17 protein-coding genes are annotated in these 17,862 nt (G+C 34.5%); 3 read left to right on the top strand and 14 right to left on the bottom strand.

The genetic code is table 11. From position 1 onward, the window contains the following. Positions 1–42: 42 nt before the first annotated feature. Complete coding sequence (locus CLV91_RS06505) at positions 43–975, top strand: DUF1838 family protein (RefSeq protein ID WP_121065144.1); 933 nt, start codon at positions 43–45, stop codon at positions 973–975. Positions 976–978: 3 nt separating this feature from the next. Here CLV91_RS06505 and CLV91_RS06500 read toward each other — a convergent pair whose 3' ends face one another. The 14 genes from CLV91_RS06500 to CLV91_RS06435 form a co-directional block, all read right to left on the bottom strand. Next, a complete protein-coding gene (locus CLV91_RS06500; protein WP_121065142.1) occupies positions 979–2,025 on the bottom strand; it encodes a CpcT/CpeT family chromophore lyase in 1,047 nt (348 codons plus the stop codon). Positions 2,026–2,043: 18 nt separating this feature from the next. Further along, entirely contained in the window at positions 2,044–2,463 is a 420-nt protein-coding gene (locus CLV91_RS06495; protein ID WP_121065140.1) for a nuclear transport factor 2 family protein, read from the bottom strand. After that, positions 2,463–2,816 (bottom strand): hypothetical protein, encoded by a 354-nt coding sequence (locus CLV91_RS06490; protein WP_121065138.1) that lies wholly within the window; start codon positions 2,814–2,816, stop codon positions 2,463–2,465. The genes CLV91_RS06495 and CLV91_RS06490 overlap by 1 nt, the downstream gene beginning before the upstream one ends. A gap of 12 nt (positions 2,817–2,828) precedes the next feature. Next, positions 2,829–4,016 (bottom strand): class I SAM-dependent methyltransferase, encoded by a 1,188-nt coding sequence (locus tag CLV91_RS06485; RefSeq protein WP_121065136.1) that lies wholly within the window; start codon positions 4,014–4,016, stop codon positions 2,829–2,831. Positions 4,017–4,021: 5 nt separating this feature from the next. Beyond that, on the bottom strand, positions 4,022–5,638 hold the full coding sequence (locus CLV91_RS06480) for a hydantoinase B/oxoprolinase family protein (RefSeq protein WP_121065134.1): 1,617 nt from the start codon (positions 5,636–5,638) through the stop codon (positions 4,022–4,024). Between the two features lie 83 nt (positions 5,639–5,721). Beyond that, the gene (locus tag CLV91_RS06475) at positions 5,722–7,149 is read right to left on the bottom strand and encodes an FAD-dependent oxidoreductase (RefSeq protein ID WP_121065132.1); all 1,428 of its coding nucleotides are present in this window, start codon (positions 7,147–7,149) and stop codon (positions 5,722–5,724) included. A gap of 2 nt (positions 7,150–7,151) precedes the next feature. Further along, positions 7,152–9,224, bottom strand: coding sequence for a hydantoinase/oxoprolinase family protein (locus CLV91_RS06470; protein WP_121065130.1), 2,073 nt, complete (start codon positions 9,222–9,224; stop codon positions 7,152–7,154). Positions 9,225–9,322: 98 nt separating this feature from the next. Continuing rightward, positions 9,323–10,156 carry an SDR family NAD(P)-dependent oxidoreductase gene (locus CLV91_RS06465; protein WP_121065128.1) on the bottom strand — a complete coding sequence of 278 codons (834 nt, stop codon included), beginning with the start codon at positions 10,154–10,156 and terminating at the stop codon, positions 9,323–9,325. A 3-nt stretch (positions 10,157–10,159) separates the two neighbouring features. After that, complete coding sequence (locus CLV91_RS06460) at positions 10,160–10,471, bottom strand: REDY-like protein HapK (RefSeq protein ID WP_121065126.1); 312 nt, start codon at positions 10,469–10,471, stop codon at positions 10,160–10,162. A 69-nt stretch (positions 10,472–10,540) separates the two neighbouring features. Continuing rightward, positions 10,541–11,302 (bottom strand): HpcH/HpaI aldolase family protein, encoded by a 762-nt coding sequence (locus tag CLV91_RS06455; RefSeq protein ID WP_121065124.1) that lies wholly within the window; start codon positions 11,300–11,302, stop codon positions 10,541–10,543. Positions 11,303–11,306: 4 nt separating this feature from the next. Next, entirely contained in the window at positions 11,307–11,831 is a 525-nt protein-coding gene (locus tag CLV91_RS06450; RefSeq protein ID WP_121065122.1) for a 3-isopropylmalate dehydratase small subunit, read from the bottom strand. A gap of 11 nt (positions 11,832–11,842) precedes the next feature. Next, positions 11,843–13,186: a flavin monoamine oxidase family protein gene (locus tag CLV91_RS06445; protein ID WP_121065120.1), complete on the bottom strand. Its 1,344-nt coding sequence runs from the start codon at positions 13,184–13,186 to the stop codon at positions 11,843–11,845. Positions 13,187–13,197: 11 nt separating this feature from the next. After that, complete coding sequence (locus CLV91_RS06440) at positions 13,198–14,466, bottom strand: 3-isopropylmalate dehydratase large subunit (RefSeq protein ID WP_121065118.1); 1,269 nt, start codon at positions 14,464–14,466, stop codon at positions 13,198–13,200. A gap of 39 nt (positions 14,467–14,505) precedes the next feature. Beyond that, positions 14,506–15,024: a DUF3598 family protein gene (locus CLV91_RS06435; RefSeq protein WP_121065116.1), complete on the bottom strand. Its 519-nt coding sequence runs from the start codon at positions 15,022–15,024 to the stop codon at positions 14,506–14,508. A gap of 310 nt (positions 15,025–15,334) precedes the next feature. On the opposite strand from CLV91_RS06435, the gene CLV91_RS06430 reads away from it, so the two are divergent. Together CLV91_RS06430 and CLV91_RS06425 are read left to right on the top strand one after the other, a co-directional pair. Next, a complete protein-coding gene (locus tag CLV91_RS06430; protein ID WP_121065114.1) occupies positions 15,335–16,594 on the top strand; it encodes an MFS transporter in 1,260 nt (419 codons plus the stop codon). A gap of 8 nt (positions 16,595–16,602) precedes the next feature. After that, positions 16,603–17,859, top strand: a complete 1,257-nt coding sequence (locus CLV91_RS06425; protein ID WP_121065112.1) for an MFS transporter — start codon at positions 16,603–16,605, stop codon at positions 17,857–17,859. Positions 17,860–17,862: the final 3 nt, after the last annotated feature.

The raw sequence follows: 17,862 nt of genomic DNA, 5'->3' as shown, positions 1-17,862 counted from the left end.
TTAATTATTTGAATATCTTTAAGAGAATTAATTTTTAGTACTATGAAAAAAGACAGAAAAAATATAAGTAGGCGTTCCTTTTTAAATACCTCAACGGCATTATCTTTTGCGGCTATTCCTGGAATAGGTTTAGCCACTCCTTTTATTCCTGAAATAAAAACAAAAGAAAGTGCAACACTTTCCTCCTCTAAAGGAGAAATTTTTAAATCACATATTCGTTTAATGGGAAGCCTAAAACCTGCCACTATATACAACTGGTTTTCTGGACATTTATGGGGCATACTACCTGGAGAAGCTCCTAAACCATTAACAACTTTGCAGGGTTTAGCTAAAAGTAACTGGAAAAAAGAAGGAAATAATTATACTAAAGAAAGTTTTGATTTAGGTTTCTTTGGCGACTTAGAAACTGGCAAAGTTCTAGATACATGGAAAAATCCTTATACTAATGAAATTATAGAACCCTTTCATTTTATGTATGGCGGAGGGAGTAATACAACATATACCCCAGATGGAATCTTATCTGGCGAAACCATTAAGCCCTATAAAGAGAATTGGGTACAATCTGGAGAGCAAATTTGGTTAGATGAATATGGTTCTGCAAGTTTTAAAAATCCGCTACAACCTGAAGAATGGCCAATTTCATCGGCTGGTGAACAAATGCATTTTGGCTCTTCTACAACGTATGTTACAGATGCAAAACAACTATTTAACCCAAACATAGATTCTTGCGAACAAACTTTTTTCTGGACAGCAATAAACTCCTGGGAACCTTGGTTACATATGGGGCAAAAACCTGGATTTGTAATGTGGCGCGCTACAGGCAAAAAAATAGTAGATATTTCTGAAATACCAGACTCTATGCATGACTATGTTTCTAAAGTACAACCCAATTATTTTGATAATGAACAACCTTGGAAAGGTAGAAGAAGCACCTATACAAGCTACAAAGAAGAGCGTAAGAACAATGAAAAGTAACTTTTAAGAACCAGGTCTTAATTCCTGTTGCATTTTTACATTTCGAGGCGTTTTTAAATCGCATTGCACACGAATCCACCCTGGGTTAAAACCAATGCGATCTGCACCTGGATTACCCCAAGAATATATTAATGTTTTATTTGTTTCTTGATCTAATATATATATTACAAAGGTTTCTCTGTGCATACCAAAAGACCAAGTATTTCGCATTCCAAGTAGCATATTACGGCCATCTGGATACTTAAACTTAAAAGATCCTCCTTGATCTAAAATATCTATATAATGATTAGTCACCGTAGACCTCCCATTTGTATCATTCGGAAAATCTATCATACAAGTAAAACAACGTGCTTTTTCTAATTGATATGCAGTCTTTATACCTTCTTCTGTAAAATGAAATGAATTTTCTGTAACACTAAATTGATACTCCTTTACTTGTTTATCTGTACAGCTATCTAAAATAGTTTTTGCAAGAAAACCATCTCCGTTTCTTCTAAGTATCATGGAACAACCCTCTTTTAAAAGATTAGAATTGGGGGTTAATACAGACACTGCTTTAAAACTATCCCTTTTTGCTAGTATTGGTTTTTTTGTTTTAAAATGATATACTTTAACCTTAATTGCATTTTCTTTATCGTCTGGTACTAATTGATAAATACATTGCCTTGTAATTATATTTACATTGTCTTCTCTATATTCTTCAACATACACAGCCCCAACACCAAAATTAGAATTTTGAAATTGACGTATAGACACATGAACTCTATCATGCTTTTTACCTTCAAGTTTCTGTATTTTATCAAAATCTAACTGCTCAACATTGTCATATTCTCCTTTCCAAATATGCATAAGATAATCTAACTCTCTTTCTGGATAAGAAAATTTTCTATTTGGTTCTACCGTAGTTGCTAACCTTTTAATAGTACTTTTTGATGTTTCTCCCATGGCTGGAGAACTAGACGCTTTATTTTCTTTTTTTTGCTGACTATTACCTACTAAAAAACCCATTAAAAAAATTAGGGTTATTACTATTTTCTTAATGGGTTTCATATAATTAAGTTTGATGTTTTATTTTTTTAGCCAATCTCCAACACCATATGGATCAGGGTGTGGAGCAGATACATGCTCATGACGAATTTTCCAATCATTATCTTCTTTCTTGAACACAAAAGAAGATCTAAACGTATTAAACACCTCTTTACCTCCTACATTAAGATAAAGCTCTGTAATTCCACTAATCCATCCCATGTCTCCTACAATTTCTTCAAAAGGGCCTTCTGTCCAAACAATTTTGGTCATGGCAATAGGGGAGTTTTTAAAGTCTGACCATCCTTTAGCTATCATCGTATATCCTTTGGTACTAAAACGAGGGCCTTCTAATACAACATAAGTTTGTTCATCTTTACAATATCCGTTTTTTATCTCCTCTATATCCTCTTGAATAATAGCATTAAAAAATTTTGTAATTCTATCGTGTAGTTCTGCCATTACATTTTATCTATATCATTAGCAATATCTGCAATAGACTTATCTGGATTCTCTAGTTCTTCCATCTCCTGCTGCACTATACGCAATACTCTAGAAATATACTCACTATGCCATTCCTGTCTTTGCGTTTCTTCTTCTTTAGATTCTGGCACGTAGTTATCTATTTCTTCTTGAGAAACTAATCCTTTTTTCTCTAACAAGCGCTCTATAGTGTCCATACGTTCACGCATTACCGCTAATTCACCAGCAATAGCCATGGTTATATTTAATACACGCTCTACTGCAGGGTCCTCATGAAAATAAGGACGTTTGCCTTTAGATTTGCTAGATGCTAATTTTATATGATCAATCATTGGTTTTCTTTTTTAATTTTTTATTGCGCCAAAAACATTCCAAATTGGTGATCGTCCATGATCTTCTGGTTCATCTGCTTTTTGAGTACCATCATCCAAATCGTTTTCTGCTTTTGCTCCTATTTGCATAAAATCTTCCTTTCTAAAGCCAGATGCTTGCATTAAATCTATAGGTTCTATATCATGCATTTTAGACCAATAAGGCTCACTGTTATTAAGTGCATCCCAATCCCTTATAAATTTTTCGAATAGACTCATATCCTCTGTATATTGGGGTTGTTCTATATGTAATGTAAGTCCGCCTGGTTTTAAAAGACGATATACTTCTTCCATAATTGTGTAGATAGATTTTCCTCCGGTTTCATGAAAAAACATAGTAGATTGGATCCAATCAAAAGATTCATTTTCAAATATTGTTTTTGCTGCATCCATTTGCATGAATGTAACATTTGTTATGCCTAAATCTAATGCACGTGCATGTGCATAACGCAGCATTGGGGCTCCTGTATCAATTGCAATTACCTCGGCATTAGGAAAGGCTTTTGCAATTGGTAATACATTATGCCCCATGCCACAACCAATATCTAAAATTCTTTTTGGGGCAAAATCTGGGTAGGTTTTTTTAACCCAACTTGTTATTGCTTTACCTCCACCGTCATTATACCTGCCAAGTAAACCAGCAGTAGTAACAAAAATTCCAGAATCATAATTTGCTGCAGGAGTAACATCTCCTTCAATTAATTCGGTATGGTAACTTCCTGGCATTAAATGATTATCCACTGCCAATAAATATTCTGGAACTTTACAGTTAGGATCTAATACTAAGGTAGATTTTCCTTTATTAAACTCCTCTGCTTTATCTCTTAATTCTTCTGCCTGTCTTAGAACTATAGAGCGCCCTGCTTGTTGGCGCATTTCCATAGTACTTCTACGTAAAGAAGACCAAATTTGATAATGAGCATCTTTACTTATAGCCTCTTGTAATTCCTCTACAGATGCTATATCGCGACCATTTTTGGCTTTAAAAGCTGGTTCTACCCTTTTTTCATAAGCCATTTTATTTCCCTGCGAAACATGTGCCAAATGCTTATTTAAACTCGCTAGAAAATTATACCTAGCTCTCTCATCATGATTCGTTTCTGGCATCATAGCATGTTTTGCTATCTTGTTCCATACTGGTGGTAAATTCTTTGCAGCCATTTTTTTTATATTATATATCCTAAAGCTTTATCTTCTTCTATTAACGCCTTATCTCGTTGTGCTGGATCCCCATAACCTCCTCCTCCCGGAAGTGTTAATATTAATTCTTCTCCTGGATGTAATTTATCTAATCCTTTTGGTGGAAAATCTCTATGCGGAATAATTTCCATTGCTCCCATTTGCCCATCCTGACCTAATAAAATACCCTTAGCAGGAGTTTGTGTTTTTTCTGTTAGTAATGATAAATTTAAGGCATTTTCTCCTACATTTTTAAAGCTAAAACGTTGTCCTAAACCTCCTCTATACTTTCCTTCTCCGCCAGAGTTTGGTACTAGCGATTTTTCGGTAACCAAAACAGCAATATCTGTTTCTAAAACCTCTATAGGAACATTTGCTACATTGGTAGGAAAACTAAGTACATGCTCGCCATCCATAGTTGGTCTTGCTCCATAACCTCCATTTAAAAAGAAATATTCTACAAACTCTTTTCCTTTATGTTCTCCATTTAAAACAATACACCAACAAGCACTCCCGCAATCTGCTTGTACTTGCTCTGGAACTGCTTTTGCCAATGCTCCAAAAACCACTGAGTGCAACATATTACCTGTAATATTACGAGCTCCCAGAGGGGATGGTTTTTGCGCATTTACTAAACATCCTTTTGGTGCCGTAACCTTTATAGGGTAAAAAGAACCATCATTATTTGGTACATCTGGGCTAAAAGTACATTTAATAGGATACGCAGTATATGCATATGTATAATTTAATACGGCATTGATACTTAATGGGTGCGCACCTGAAGTACCTTCATAGTCTGCATGGATTTCATCCCCTTTAATCGTTACAGTAATCTCAAAATGACATCCATTTCCTCTACCATCACCATCGGTATCATAACTATATTGGTAACTACCATCTGGAGCCGCTAATAATGCTTCTCTCATTGCCTTTTCTGATGCATTTATAACTGCATCTGCCAAATCTTGAAGGTCTTCTAAATTATTTTCCTCCATTAATTTCATCAAAGATTTTATTCCTTGATCATTAGCCGCAATTTGTGCTCTAATATCACCTATTGTTTGATCGGAGGCTCTAACATTATGTTCTAAAATATTAAATAATGTATGGTTAGGCTTTCCTTCGGATATAAGTTTGGTCGGGGGAACCATTAGCCCTTCTTCATATAAATCTCTAGAACCAGCGCCCCATAATACACCTCCCATATCTGGAGAGTGTGCAATAGTGCCTATAAATCCTATTAGTTTACTTTCATGAAAAATTGGGGAAACGATACCAATATCGGGTTTATGACCAGCACATAACCATGGGTCATTTGTCATAACTACATCTCCTTCTTTCCAAGTATCTAATGGAAAATAATCTGCCAATAATGCTTTTGTAAGCATGGGTAAAACTCCTAAGAATGAAGGAACAGAAACACTAGATTGTGCTATAGACCTTCCTTTCCTATCCATTAAAACCACTGCAAAATCATTAGATTCTCTTGTTACTGTAGAGAATGATGTTCGCTGCAAGGTGGTTCCTGCTTCATCTACTATACTTATTAGCCGAGACCAAAGAATACTCAGCGCTATTGGGTCAAAAGTTGTTTTTGTTTGCATGAATTAACATGTATTACAATTAGTTAACTAAGTTAACTAATTTTTGATTACTAATCTTAATTTGAATGTTAAACTTTGAAAAACTAGCCCAAAGTTTTTCCTAAAATTCTTCCAAAACTTAATGCAGGTGTAATTGCCATACCGCTACAAAAAGAACTTCCGCTTGTTGCTCCTAAACCTAAAAATTCTCCTGCAGCATACAAACCCTCCATTGGATTATTTTGTTTATCTACTATTTGTAATTCATTATTTACCTTAATTCCTCCAAAAGTTACAAGCACAGATGCATGTAATTTTAAAGCATAAAAAGGAGCTTTTTTAATTGGATCTTCTAAATATGTTCTTCCAAAATCGGGGTCTTCTTTAGTTACAACCATTTGGTTATAACTTAGAACAGTTTCTTTTAAATTAGCTACAGGTAAGCCAGTTTTTTCTGCCAATTCTTCTATTGAATCCGCCATAGTTAAAGCTCTATTTTTTAGAGCTTCCTCTTTTATTTGCTCTACCGTCCAGCCAATAACTATAGGATTATGATTCCCATTATTATCCATTGCAACTAAAGCATTTTCATCAAAAATTACCCAAAAACACCAATCTGGTTGTTTCATTACGGTAAGTTCTCTTGTTTCTGGACTTACCTCATCTTCTTTAATAAATCTTTTCCCAAATGCATTTACATAAATATCTCTTGGTTGACGATAAATTGAGGTTAATACCATTGCCCAAGCTTTATTAAAATCTACTCGGCCGCTCCCTTCTTCCTCTTCCATACCACCCAAGCTAGGTAAATGAAAATTTGCTAATCTAAAATTAGCGCCTTGTTTTTCTACTATTATATGACCATCTGCAGTAGCGTTTGGATGCGCACTACTAACTAAGGGTATATCTCCATGTTTTTCTTTAAAATAAGCAGGGTTGCTACCATAGCCTCCTGTAGTAATTACAATATTATTAGCTGTGTATGTTTTTTCTCCTTCGGCAGAATTACAAAGAACAGCATTATACCTATTCTCCGTTTTTCTTAAACCTGAAAAAGAATTGTTAAAATGAATTTCTATTGCTCCACTTGCAATATGTCTCTCCCATTGAGGCAGTAAAACCTTGTATATGCTTAATGCTTTTTCTGGGCCATAAATAGTCCTCGCAGTTTCATAAGCTACATGCCCATAAATTATTCGAGGGCAATCTGGTGACCATTCCATACCTAAATCATCTAACCATTGAATAGTTTTTGGTGCTTCTACAACAGCTTTTTCTGTAAGGTCTAAATCTCCCGATTTATTATTAATTCTATAAATATCTTCTAAATGCTTTTCTGGAGAATCTTCAATACCTTTTTCTTTTTGCAAATGTGTACCTCCAGCACTCATATGCCCACCAGACCAGTGTAATGCTCCGCCAACATAATCTGCTTTTTCTACTACCCCAACTTTAAGCCCTCGTTCTGCTGCAGTAATAGCACAGCTCATTCCTGCTGTCCCTGCTCCTACTATTAGAATATCATATTGCATAATTAATGGTGTAAATCAATAATTATATTTTTGTCTTTATCTACATGTACAGAACTATTTACTCCAATTACTGTAGTACTTTCTGTTTCCTCTATAATGGCAGGGCCGTCAAATTTTTCGTTAGATTTAAGGGCGTACCTATCATAAACAGGGCAATCTAAATATCCTGTTTCTTCAAAATAAACTTTTCTAACTCCTTTGTATGCTTCTGCATCTGTAGCTGTAGTAGAAAATTGTTTTACTTTCATTTGTGGTATTGGCCCTTGCACTACTACACGCCAAGTTACCATCTCTAAAGACATCCCTTCTATAGACCTGTTATATCTAAACTCGTATTCTTTAACAAAACGTTTCTCTATTTCTGGAATAGATTTTTCACTTAATTCTCCTTTTGGAATTTCAATTGTAATTTCATGGCCCTGACCTGCATAACGCATTTCAACAACGCGTTCTACAGTAGCTTCTTTTTTATCTATTCCAGATTGTGCTAAAAAGTTATATCCATCTTTCTCCATATCTGCCAAGAAAGTGTTTACTTCTTCCCAATTTATTTCTTTTACTTCTGAAATAAAACTGTGAATTTTTTCACTAGCAACAGGCGATACTAAAAAGCCTAATGCAGATGTTACTCCTGCTCCCACAGGAATAATTAAGCGTTTTGTATTTAACAACTTTGCTACTCCAAAAGCATGTACTGGGCCTGCGCCTCCAAAACCTATCATATTAAAATGACGAGGATCCATTCCTTTTTCTAAAACATGAACTCTTGCGGCATTAGCCATATTTTCGTTCACAATTTTATGTACACCCATTGCAGCTTCTTCTATAGAAATATGTAATGGATCTGCTAATTTTACTCGTATTGCTTCTCTTGCTGCATCTACGCTTAATTGCATATCTCCTCCTAAGAAATAATCAGCATTTAAATACCCTAATACCAAATCCGCATCTGTTACTGTTGGGTCTTCTCCTCCTAAATTATAACATGCAGGACCTGGAGTAGAAGATGCACTATCTGGACCAACAGTTAATAAACCTATATTATTTACACGAGCTATACTACCACCACCAGCACCAATTTCTATTAAATCTATAACAGGAATACGCACAGGTAATCCACTCCCTTTTTTAAATCGTTTTACTCTACCAGCTTCAAAGTGGTTGGTAATTTCTGGTTTTCCTTCATAAATTACACAGGCTTTTGCTGTGGTACCCCCCATATCAAAACAAAGTAGGTTTTCTTCTTCTAAATGTGTTCCGTAAAAAACCCCTGCCATTGCTCCACCAGCTGGGCCAGATTCTAATAAGTGAATTGGCGATTTACGAGCACCGTCTATAGTAGTTAATTTTCCACTAGAAATCATAATATTTATGTTTCCAGAAAAACCTGATTCTCGTAATTGTGTTTCAAAATCTTTTAAATACTTATCTGTAATAGGCTGCACATAAGCGTTCATTGCTGTTGCCGAACTACGTTCATATTCCCTAATTTCTGGCATTATTTCCGAAGAAAGACTATAATAAACGTCTGGTACATTTTTAGATAAAAAGTCTCCTAGTACTTTCTCATGTTTTGTATTCGCAAAAGAATTTAATAAACAAACGCCTACTGCCTCAATACCATTATCTTTTAAAGCTTTTGCTAATGGTTGTAAGTGAGTTTCATCTAATTCTGTCAAAATATTTCCATGCGTATCTACCCTTTCAGAAATACCCATTCGTAAATTTCTTGGAATTAATGGCTTGGGCATGGTTAAAAAGATATCGTAAATATCATAACGCATTTCACGACCAATTTCTAAAACATCTTCAAAACCTTTGGTTGTTATAAATGCTGTCTTAGCTCCTTTACGTTCTATTACTGCATTAGTAACCAAGGTTGTTCCATGTACAATAGCATCTATCTCTTTTACTGGAAAACCAAATTTAGCTTCCAGCTCCTTTATCCCGTTAAAAATACCTACTGTAGGGTCTGGGTATGTTGTTAGTGTTTTTGCAAAATAAAGTTGATTACTTGTATCTTCAAACAACACAAAATCTGTAAATGTTCCTCCTATATCTATTCCTAATTTCATTGTAGTAAGTTCTATTGTAGGTTGATAATTGTATTACTTGTTGCAATAGAAATTGTAAGCAAGCTAAAAAATCACCTCTGCATTATACATTCCTCTTTTTAATGGTACTCTTCTCCTCCTGTAACATTCATAGCCTCACCAGTAATATAATCTGCTTGATCAGACGCTAAAAAAGCCACCGCCTTAGCTATATCTTCTACTAATCCTGTTCTTTTTAAAGGGTTTTTATCTACAATAGATTGTAAATATTTATCATAATCTAACCCCATTTTATCACTAAAAAATTTATTTTGCCAATGTCCTAAGCCTGTAGTAATATGATTTGGACACACTGCATTTACTCTAATTTTATACGCTCCTAATTCTACGGCATTGGAACGTGTTAAGCCAATCATTCCATGTTTTGAAGCTGTATATGCTGCCGCAAATGGAAAGCCTGACTTTGCAGCCTGGCTCGCTATATTAATAATACAACCGCCATTACCCTGTTCTATCATTTGTAAAGCTGCATGTTTGGAACATAAAAAAGCTCCTTTAAGATTCACATCTAAAACAGCATCCCAACTTTCTTCTTTAAATTCTGTAAAAGGTTCCATAATGTAACCAATACCAGCATTATTAACCAAAATATCTACACTACCAAAAGCCTCTTTAGCTTTTTCCATTAGGTGCGATACTTGATTTTCCATACGTACATCACAAGAAATACCCACTGCATTTACTCCTAACTTTTTAATTTCAGAAACAATAGTATCCATTTCTTTAGTGGTACCAATATGTTCTGCGCTGAACTGTTCTTCTTTAGTTATACCAATATCTGAAATTACTATATTACAACCTTCAGAAGCTAGTTTATACGCAATAGCCTCTCCAATAGCTCCACTTTTTCCTGAGCCTGTAATTATTGCTGTTTTTCCTTTGAGATTATACATATATTAAGCTATTTGTTCTGATATAATAAACGTAGGATTATCTGCAAATTCTTGAAATTCTGCTGCTACTTTTTGCATTGTTTCTGAGGTTACCTCTTCTCCTAATTTTGTCATATCATTAATTTCTAAAACCTCGCAATATTGAAAAGGTGATGTATTATTAGTACCCATTATAGTACCTAATTTGAATACTTTAAATGAATCTACAGAAGACATATTTGAAGCGGTAGGGACATCGGTAGTTATTGCCCACTTTTCATATGCCTCCTGTGAAGCGTTATTTTTTAGATTAAATAAAACTACTAATGCTGCCATATTTTCTACTTAAAAATTAAACTCTTTATAATAACATGGAATATATACTTGTAGTACTTATACTACAAATTATTTTCTTGCTTCTAAGAAAGCATTTCCAGAAACTTTTATAAATCCTTGAACAGAGTTCATTATAAAAGAAGCTCCTTTTTCTATTAATCCTTCTGCTTGTGCTGCATTACCGGCTACTGTACCAAACCATTTACCAGATTCTAAAATGGTAGCAAATATTTTATCTAGTACTTTTTTAACTTCGTCATGCCCTGGCCCATCATAATACCCCATAGACATTGCCAAATCTCTTGGACCAATAATAAAACCATCTACACCATCAATCTTACATAACTCAGGAAGGTTCTTTACACATTCCATAGTTTCTATTTGTGGCAATACTAAAGTTTGTTTATTAGCGAACTTTACATACTCTGCTTGACTCATAGGGCCTTGCATATAATCTGCAGCTCTTACAGGACCTAACCCTCTTTTTCCTATTGGCGGATATTTTACAGCCTCTACCAATTTTTTTACATCATCTACATTATCAATAGTTGGCATCATGACTCCCATTACACCTGCATCCATATACTGTAAAATAAGCTTTGTATCTACACTTCTTATTCTTGCTAAAGGTGTTGTATCTCTAAGTTCACAGGCACGTACCATATTGGTAATATCTGAAGCCGTTATTGCTCCATGCTCCCCATCTATCATATAAAAGTCCATTCCTAGTAAACCAATATACTCACATATAGTAGGATCTATTGTAGGCGAAATAACTCCAAAACCTACTTTATTTTCTTCAATTCTCTTTTTTAGTTTATTCTCTTTCATACCACTATTCTATTGGTTCTCCTTTTGCAATTTTTTCACGAACGTAATTCATTAGTCCGCCAGCCGCACCTACCTCCGCTACGAAAGGAGCAGCAGGTACAGATTGGAAAGAGGTGCCTTTAGTAATATTGTTAATAATACCTGTCTCTGGGTTATACTCTAACTCATCTCCTGTTTCACATCCTTTATCAATATCATCACAAGTAACAAATGGTAGTCCGTAATTTATAGCATTACGAAACTGCAACCTTGCAAAACTTGTAGCGAATACTGCTTGTATTCCTGACCCCATAAGACCAGTAATTACGTGCTCTATAGATTTACCTCCTCCTGCAAAATTATGAGCAGCTACAATAAAAGTAAACCCTTGATCTTTAAAGGCATTTTCTTTATTAAACTCTTCTTTTACCCCTGCCATTACCCACTTACTATTTTCCTCAGGGTCTATTGCAGATGTCCAATATTCTTGAATGATAATATCGTAGGCCATTACATAATCGTCCGCTACCCAACATTTTCCTTTTATCATTGTTTTTTATTTTAATTTATTAATTCAAAAAATACTCTTTTGGCAGATTCCGCTGCCGCTTCCATACCTCTAGACATATGGGCTGTATGTTCTCCTGCAAAATGTAAATTGCTTGCGGGTTTTATCATATCTTCAAACCAAGAAGCTTGCCCTACACCAAACTCTGCATATGCTCCTTTGTTATATTTATATTTCCCCCAATTTTGCATTCCTAAATATTCTATTTTTCCTATTGATGCTGGACGAATCTCATTCATTTTTTTAATGGTATACGCTGCAACTTCTTTCTCTGACATAGTATCAAAAAAATTGGTTCCTTTTCCATTAACCCAACAAGCTATTTGTTTTTCATCTTTATGAGAACTTAAATTCATAACACGTTCTAGAGGAGTATCTGTCCACATAGCTGCAGGACTACCATCCTCTTCCCAATAAGGTGCACTATGTGTTAAATGAATTTGTGTTATTTTGGTGTAGTTTAAATTCTGAATAGCCTTTTCTTGGTTGCTATTAAAACTAACATTCATTTTTACATCTCTCAATGTAGAAAATGGCATTGTAGAAACTACTTTTTTACTTTTATAATTTGTACCATCACTGCAAGTAACCAAAACACTGTCTCCTGAATCATCAATAGAGGTAACCATTTTGTTCTTTAAAACAGGTTTTTTAAGTGTTTTTACTATAGATTCTATAAACGGAGCTGTTCCTCCTTTAAAATTAAGAACTCTCTTAGAAGTGTTATACTTTATAAATGCGCTACTATGGTACGCATTCATTACTGAAGTTTCTCTCACATCATTGTAGTTAGCAGATATATTTACTAAGTCTATTTCTGTTTCAGATAAACCATTACGTTTTAAAACTTTACTATAAACTTCATCTAACTCTGGTCTTTTATACCATTCATCTAAAGCGTCTAGTTTTTTTTCTTTTCCAAATGCTATATATTGTAGCATTCTTGGGTTTGGCTCTTTACTGTCCCAAGTATTATGCAATACACCGTCTTTATAAATTGCCGTAGGCGAATTCATATAATCCGTTATATCTATCATTTCTGTATTAAGTTCCTCTATAAGAGACATAACTTCTGCATAACCATCTCCCACACCTTTTCCACCCACATCTCTATCCATATCCTTGCGCGTAAACATTCTTCCGCCAATTCTATTACTGCCTTCTAATAATATATAATCTCTTCCTTCTTTTTCTAGTAAGTATGCTAAATAAAGACCAGATAAACCTCCACCCAAAATAAGAATTTCGGTATCTAAAGCATTAGTACATGCTAAAGGGGTTATAGCTAAACCCAAACCAACTATTCCTGTTTTTTGTATAAAGGACCTTCTTTTCATATATCTTTTATTTATACACTAAGAGTTCTTGGGTCTGTAACTACTGCTGTTAAAGCAGATGCTGCAACCACACTTGGCGATGTTAAATAAATTTCTGCTTTTTTACTTCCCATACGCCCTGTCATGTTTCTATTTCCTGCACTAAGAACTATATCACCATCACCAGCAACACCCGTATGTATTCCTGCGCATGCCGCACAACTTGGAGTATCTACGGCTACTCCTGCTTCTATTAAAGTCTCTATATATCCTTCTCGTAATGCTTGTAAATAAACGGTTTGACTAGCTGGTACTAAAATCATATTTACATCTCTATGTACTTGTTTCCCTCTCAAGATTTTTGCGATTGTTGCAATATCTTCTAACCTACCATTGGTGCATGTACCTACAAATGCCTTATTAAACTTAGTTCCAATAAGTTTCTCTACAGGCACTGTATCATCTAACTTTCCTGGCATAGCAACTGTTGGTCCTAAATCGGAAATATCGATAGTATATACTTGATCGTATTCTGCATCCTCATCACTAGCAATCATATCCCAATCTCCAATAGCTCTATCTTTTAAATATCTTTGAGTTATTGCATCTGGAGCTATAATTCCATTTTTTGCACCTAAATCAACCGTCATATTACATAGCGTCATTCTACCTGCCATGCTTAAACTTTCAATTGCTGGTCCTGTAAACTCTATAGATTTATACAATAGATGTCCATTCCAATTCATCATCCCCATAATATGAAGACTTAAATCTTTTGCCATTACCCACGGTTGCCACTTTCCTGTAACATGAAACTTTACTGTTTTTGGGATTCTAAACCATGCTTTTCCTGTAGCCATAGCCACAGCAGCATCCGTTACTCCTATTGCATTACCAACTGCACCTACGGCACCATATGTATTCGCATGAGAATCTGTCCCAATACTTATAGTTCCAGGGAGTACATGGCCTTGCTCTACCATAATTTGGTGTGCAATTCCTTGTCTTCCTAAATCATAAAAATTAGTAATATCATGTTGCTTTACAACTTCTCGCCACTCATTTAACATAGTGGCAAATTTTTGGTTTGGGGGAGGAACCAAGTGATCCGACACGCATATTACCCTATCTTTATTAAACACTTCAGTTTTACCAAGTGATCTAAATTTATCAAAACAAGTTTTACCAAGGTAATCCATTGTCATTACTGTATGCACATCTGTCCACACTAATTCCCCAGGCACTACATGGTCTCTTCCGCTATTGCGGGCCATAATTTTTTCAGTAATGGTCATTCCCATATTATGAGTATTTTAAATTTTATTAGCTGATGTTAAATATTAACTATCAGATCTTGAAGCTTGTCCGTTTGTTCTTTTGTTAGGAAGGTCTACCCAGAATTGAGGGTCTATTTCTTCTTCTGTAGCAACTTTACGCTCTTCAATCATGGTTACTCCATTGAAGGTGTCTTTTTCAGACCATTTCCAAACTCTTATTCTATGATCGTCATTACCTATTAAATCTATTTGTTCAAAAAGAGTCATTCCTGGTCTGTGTTTATAGTCCCATATAAGAACCACACTCCTACCTGTTTCCCATGCTTTTCCTGATAATCTTGGATTTTCAAAAATTAGCTCTCCTTTATCATTAAAACTATTTATTCCAAAGTCTAAACATTCTTCAAATCCATCTTCCCAGAAATATTGATTAACTTGATGGTATCTTCCATCTGGTAAAAATCTAATTGTTAGTCTACTTTTCCATTGATCTATAAGAATTCCATCTGCTCCTATCCTTCTATATGTTCCTTCCCAAATTCCTGTGTGCTTAGGAAATAATTTTAGTTCATAATTCTTCATAATTAATTTATTTAAATGTCAGGTGTTTTGCATTTACCTCATAAAAATAGTTAATTTTATTAATAATTAACATACTTAATTATTAAATTTATAAATAATTTTAGGTCTAGCAGCATTAAAAAAGACATCAAAAATAAACCTAAAATATTAATTTTCAGTTAATTAAACCCAAAATTAGCATGATTAAAAAAATATAATAAAATCAAAAAAAATAGTCATTATTACCTTCTTTTGATTAAAATTGAGTAATTTTTTAATCAAAAAAGACTTTTAAAAATAAAAAATGAACTACTAATTAAATAGATAAACTATGAATTTTTCTAACCTAAAAGAATTTAAATTTGGCTGGCCCGTTATCCTTTCATCAACTTTTGGAATTGGTTTAGGTATGTCGCCATTACCATTTTATACTATTGGTGTTTTTGCAATTCCTTTATCTAAAAATTTTGGTTGGGGCATGGATACTGTAATGGGAGGGCTTACCGTTTTTACCTTATCAGCATTAATAGCCAGTCCTTTAATTGGATATATTGCAGATAAAGTTAGTGCCAGAAAAACTGCCATGTTATCTTTATTATTGTTTGGAATCTCTTTTATTGCTTTTAGTTTAAATACAGGATCAAAGGTTTTATACTATACTTTGTGGGGTGTAATGGCCTTTGCAGGTGCAGGAACCTTGCCTATGACTTGGACAAGAGTAATAAACAATTGGTTTAATGAAAATAGAGGTTTAGCACTTGGGCTTTCTTTATTAGGAACTGGATTATTTGGTGCCTTTGCCAAACTATTTGCTTTTTCTTTAATTGAAAATTTTGATTGGAAAACAGCTTATTTAGGGGTTGGCTTACTCCCTATACTTATTGCTTTACCTTTAGCCTATTTCTTTTTTAGAGATATTGATGATCCTAAAGTTGCTAAAAAATTAAAGAAATTAAAAGATGAAGTTCCCAGCCATGCTACCACTACCAAATCTGGAATGACCGTAAAAGAAGCCTTTAAAGATTGGAAATTCTGGTTACTTGCATTTTGTTTTATTCTTATATCCTTTGCTGTTGGAGGACCAATACCAAATTTAGAAAACTTGCTTTCAAATAAAGGTTTTAACACTGGAGATGCTGTTATTTTAGCAAGTGTTATTGGGTATTCTGTATTAATGGGACGATTAATAGGCGGATACTTACTAGACCGTTTCTGGGCTCCTGCCGTTGCTTTTATTTTGTTGAGTATTCCAGCTATTTCCTGTTATATTTTGCAAGGAGCTGATTTAACTTATGCCAATGCACTCATTGCTGTAGTAATTTTAGGTTTTGGAGCCGGTGTAGAATATGACCTTATGGCCTATTTAGTTTCCCGTTATTTTGGAATGAAGAATTACGCTGCAATTTATGGGTTCTTATATGGTTTTTTTGCATTCGGAGCAGGTTTTGGCCCAGTAATTTTTGGTAAATTTTTTGCATCTACCGGTAGTTACGATTCTATTTTACACTATGCTATGATGGCATTTTTAGTAGGCTCTTTTCCTTTACTATTACTAGGAAAATACAGAAATTTTGATGTAGAGAAGAAATAGCCTAAATAATGAAAGCCACAAAAAATATTCGCTGGTGGATTATTGCTACTATTTTTTTAGCTACAACTATAAATTATATTGATAGACAAGCACTTTCTGTTGCCGCTCCAGTTATACGCGAAGATTTAAATTTATCTAACGAACAATATAGCTGGATTGTTAGTTCTTTTTTATTAGCATATACCATTATGCAAATAATTTCTGGAAGATTAATAGATGTTTTAGGTACAAAAAAAGGGTTTTCTATCGCTATTGTTTGGTGGTCCATTGCGAATATGCTGCACGCATTTGGAAGTGGAATGTTAAGTCTTGGAATTTTTAGATTTTTATTAGGCATTGGCGAAGCTGGTAATTATCCTGCAGCCATGAAAGCAATATCGGAATGGTTCCCAAAAGAAGAACGTTCTAAAGCTGTTGGCATTGTAAATATGGGCCCTGGTCTAGGTGCTATTATTGCTCCTCCCTTATTAGCCTGGCTTATTATCTCTTTTGGCTGGAAAATGGCATTTGTAGTAACTGGTGCTCTAGGATTTTTTTGGCTACTCTTATGGCGTTGGATTTACTATGAACCTGAACAACATCCTAAAATATCTAAAGAAGAATTAAAGCTAATTCAAGGGAAAAAGGAACTAGAACAAACAAAGGAAAAATTGCCTTGGGTACATTATTTTAGATATAAAGAAGTCTGGGGTTTAGCATTAGCAAGGTTTGTATCAGACGGTGCATTTTATTTTTTTGTTTTCTGGCTACCATCATGGCTAGCAGATGAAAAGGGTTTTAGTTTAACTGAAATTGGAATGTTTGCTTGGATACCTTTTCTTTTTTCAGATATTGGAAGTTTTGTTGGTGGTTGGACCGGTGAAAAATTAATATCCAAAGGGTTTTCCTTAAATGCTTCTAGAAAATGGGTGTTATGGGTTGGTGCTATCTTAGTTGTTCCTGTGTTAGGTTGTTTATACGTAGAGTCTCCATACATTGCTATTACACTTATTAGTATTTCACTTTTTGCTACGCAGTTTAAACAATCTTCTTTATTTACTTTACCAATTGATGTTTTTTCCAAAAAAGATGCTGCTTCCGTTTGGGGTATTACTGGTTCTGCAGGTAGTTTTGGCGCCATGCTTTTTACCCCAATTATTGGCTGGCTAGTAGACACTATTTCTTATTCTCCGGTCTTTGTTATAGTAGCGTTTTTACATATTATATCGGCATTACTTATAATGGTTTTTATCCCTAGAATACAACCAATATTTAATAACAAATAAATC

The sequence above is a fragment of the Maribacter vaceletii genome (assembly GCF_003634105.1).
Taxonomy (GTDB): Bacteria; Bacteroidota; Bacteroidia; order Flavobacteriales; family Flavobacteriaceae; genus Maribacter_B; species Maribacter_B vaceletii.
This window is presented reverse-complemented; position numbering and strand designations above follow the sequence as displayed.

Bases quoted from the DNA above. Each gene is read 5' to 3' on its own strand.
- CLV91_RS06460 (WP_121065126.1), bottom strand. From the start codon at position 10,471: ATGGCAGCATTAGTAGTTTTATTTAATCTAAAAAATAACGCTTCACAG.
- CLV91_RS06470 (WP_121065130.1), bottom strand. From the start codon at position 9,224: ATGAAATTAGGAATAGATATAGGAGGAACATTTACAGATTTTGTGTTG.
- CLV91_RS06455 (WP_121065124.1), bottom strand. From the start codon at position 11,302: ATGAAAGAGAATAAACTAAAAAAGAGAATTGAAGAAAATAAAGTAGGT.
- CLV91_RS06475 (WP_121065132.1), bottom strand. From the start codon at position 7,149: ATGCAATATGATATTCTAATAGTAGGAGCAGGGACAGCAGGAATGAGC.
- CLV91_RS06425 (WP_121065112.1), top strand. From the start codon at position 16,603: ATGAAAGCCACAAAAAATATTCGCTGGTGGATTATTGCTACTATTTTT.
- CLV91_RS06485 (WP_121065136.1), bottom strand. From the start codon at position 4,016: ATGGCTGCAAAGAATTTACCACCAGTATGGAACAAGATAGCAAAACAT.
- CLV91_RS06465 (WP_121065128.1), bottom strand. From the start codon at position 10,156: ATGTATAATCTCAAAGGAAAAACAGCAATAATTACAGGCTCAGGAAAA.
- CLV91_RS06480 (WP_121065134.1), bottom strand. From the start codon at position 5,638: ATGCAAACAAAAACAACTTTTGACCCAATAGCGCTGAGTATTCTTTGG.
- CLV91_RS06450 (WP_121065122.1), bottom strand. From the start codon at position 11,831: ATGATAAAAGGAAAATGTTGGGTAGCGGACGATTATGTAATGGCCTAC.
- CLV91_RS06435 (WP_121065116.1), bottom strand. From the start codon at position 15,024: ATGAAGAATTATGAACTAAAATTATTTCCTAAGCACACAGGAATTTGG.
- CLV91_RS06490 (WP_121065138.1), bottom strand. From the start codon at position 2,816: ATGATTGATCATATAAAATTAGCATCTAGCAAATCTAAAGGCAAACGT.
- CLV91_RS06445 (WP_121065120.1), bottom strand. From the start codon at position 13,186: ATGAAAAGAAGGTCCTTTATACAAAAAACAGGAATAGTTGGTTTGGGT.
- CLV91_RS06495 (WP_121065140.1), bottom strand. From the start codon at position 2,463: ATGGCAGAACTACACGATAGAATTACAAAATTTTTTAATGCTATTATT.
- CLV91_RS06440 (WP_121065118.1), bottom strand. From the start codon at position 14,466: ATGGGAATGACCATTACTGAAAAAATTATGGCCCGCAATAGCGGAAGA.
- CLV91_RS06505 (WP_121065144.1), top strand. From the start codon at position 43: ATGAAAAAAGACAGAAAAAATATAAGTAGGCGTTCCTTTTTAAATACC.
- CLV91_RS06500 (WP_121065142.1), bottom strand. From the start codon at position 2,025: ATGAAACCCATTAAGAAAATAGTAATAACCCTAATTTTTTTAATGGGT.
- CLV91_RS06430 (WP_121065114.1), top strand. From the start codon at position 15,335: ATGAATTTTTCTAACCTAAAAGAATTTAAATTTGGCTGGCCCGTTATC.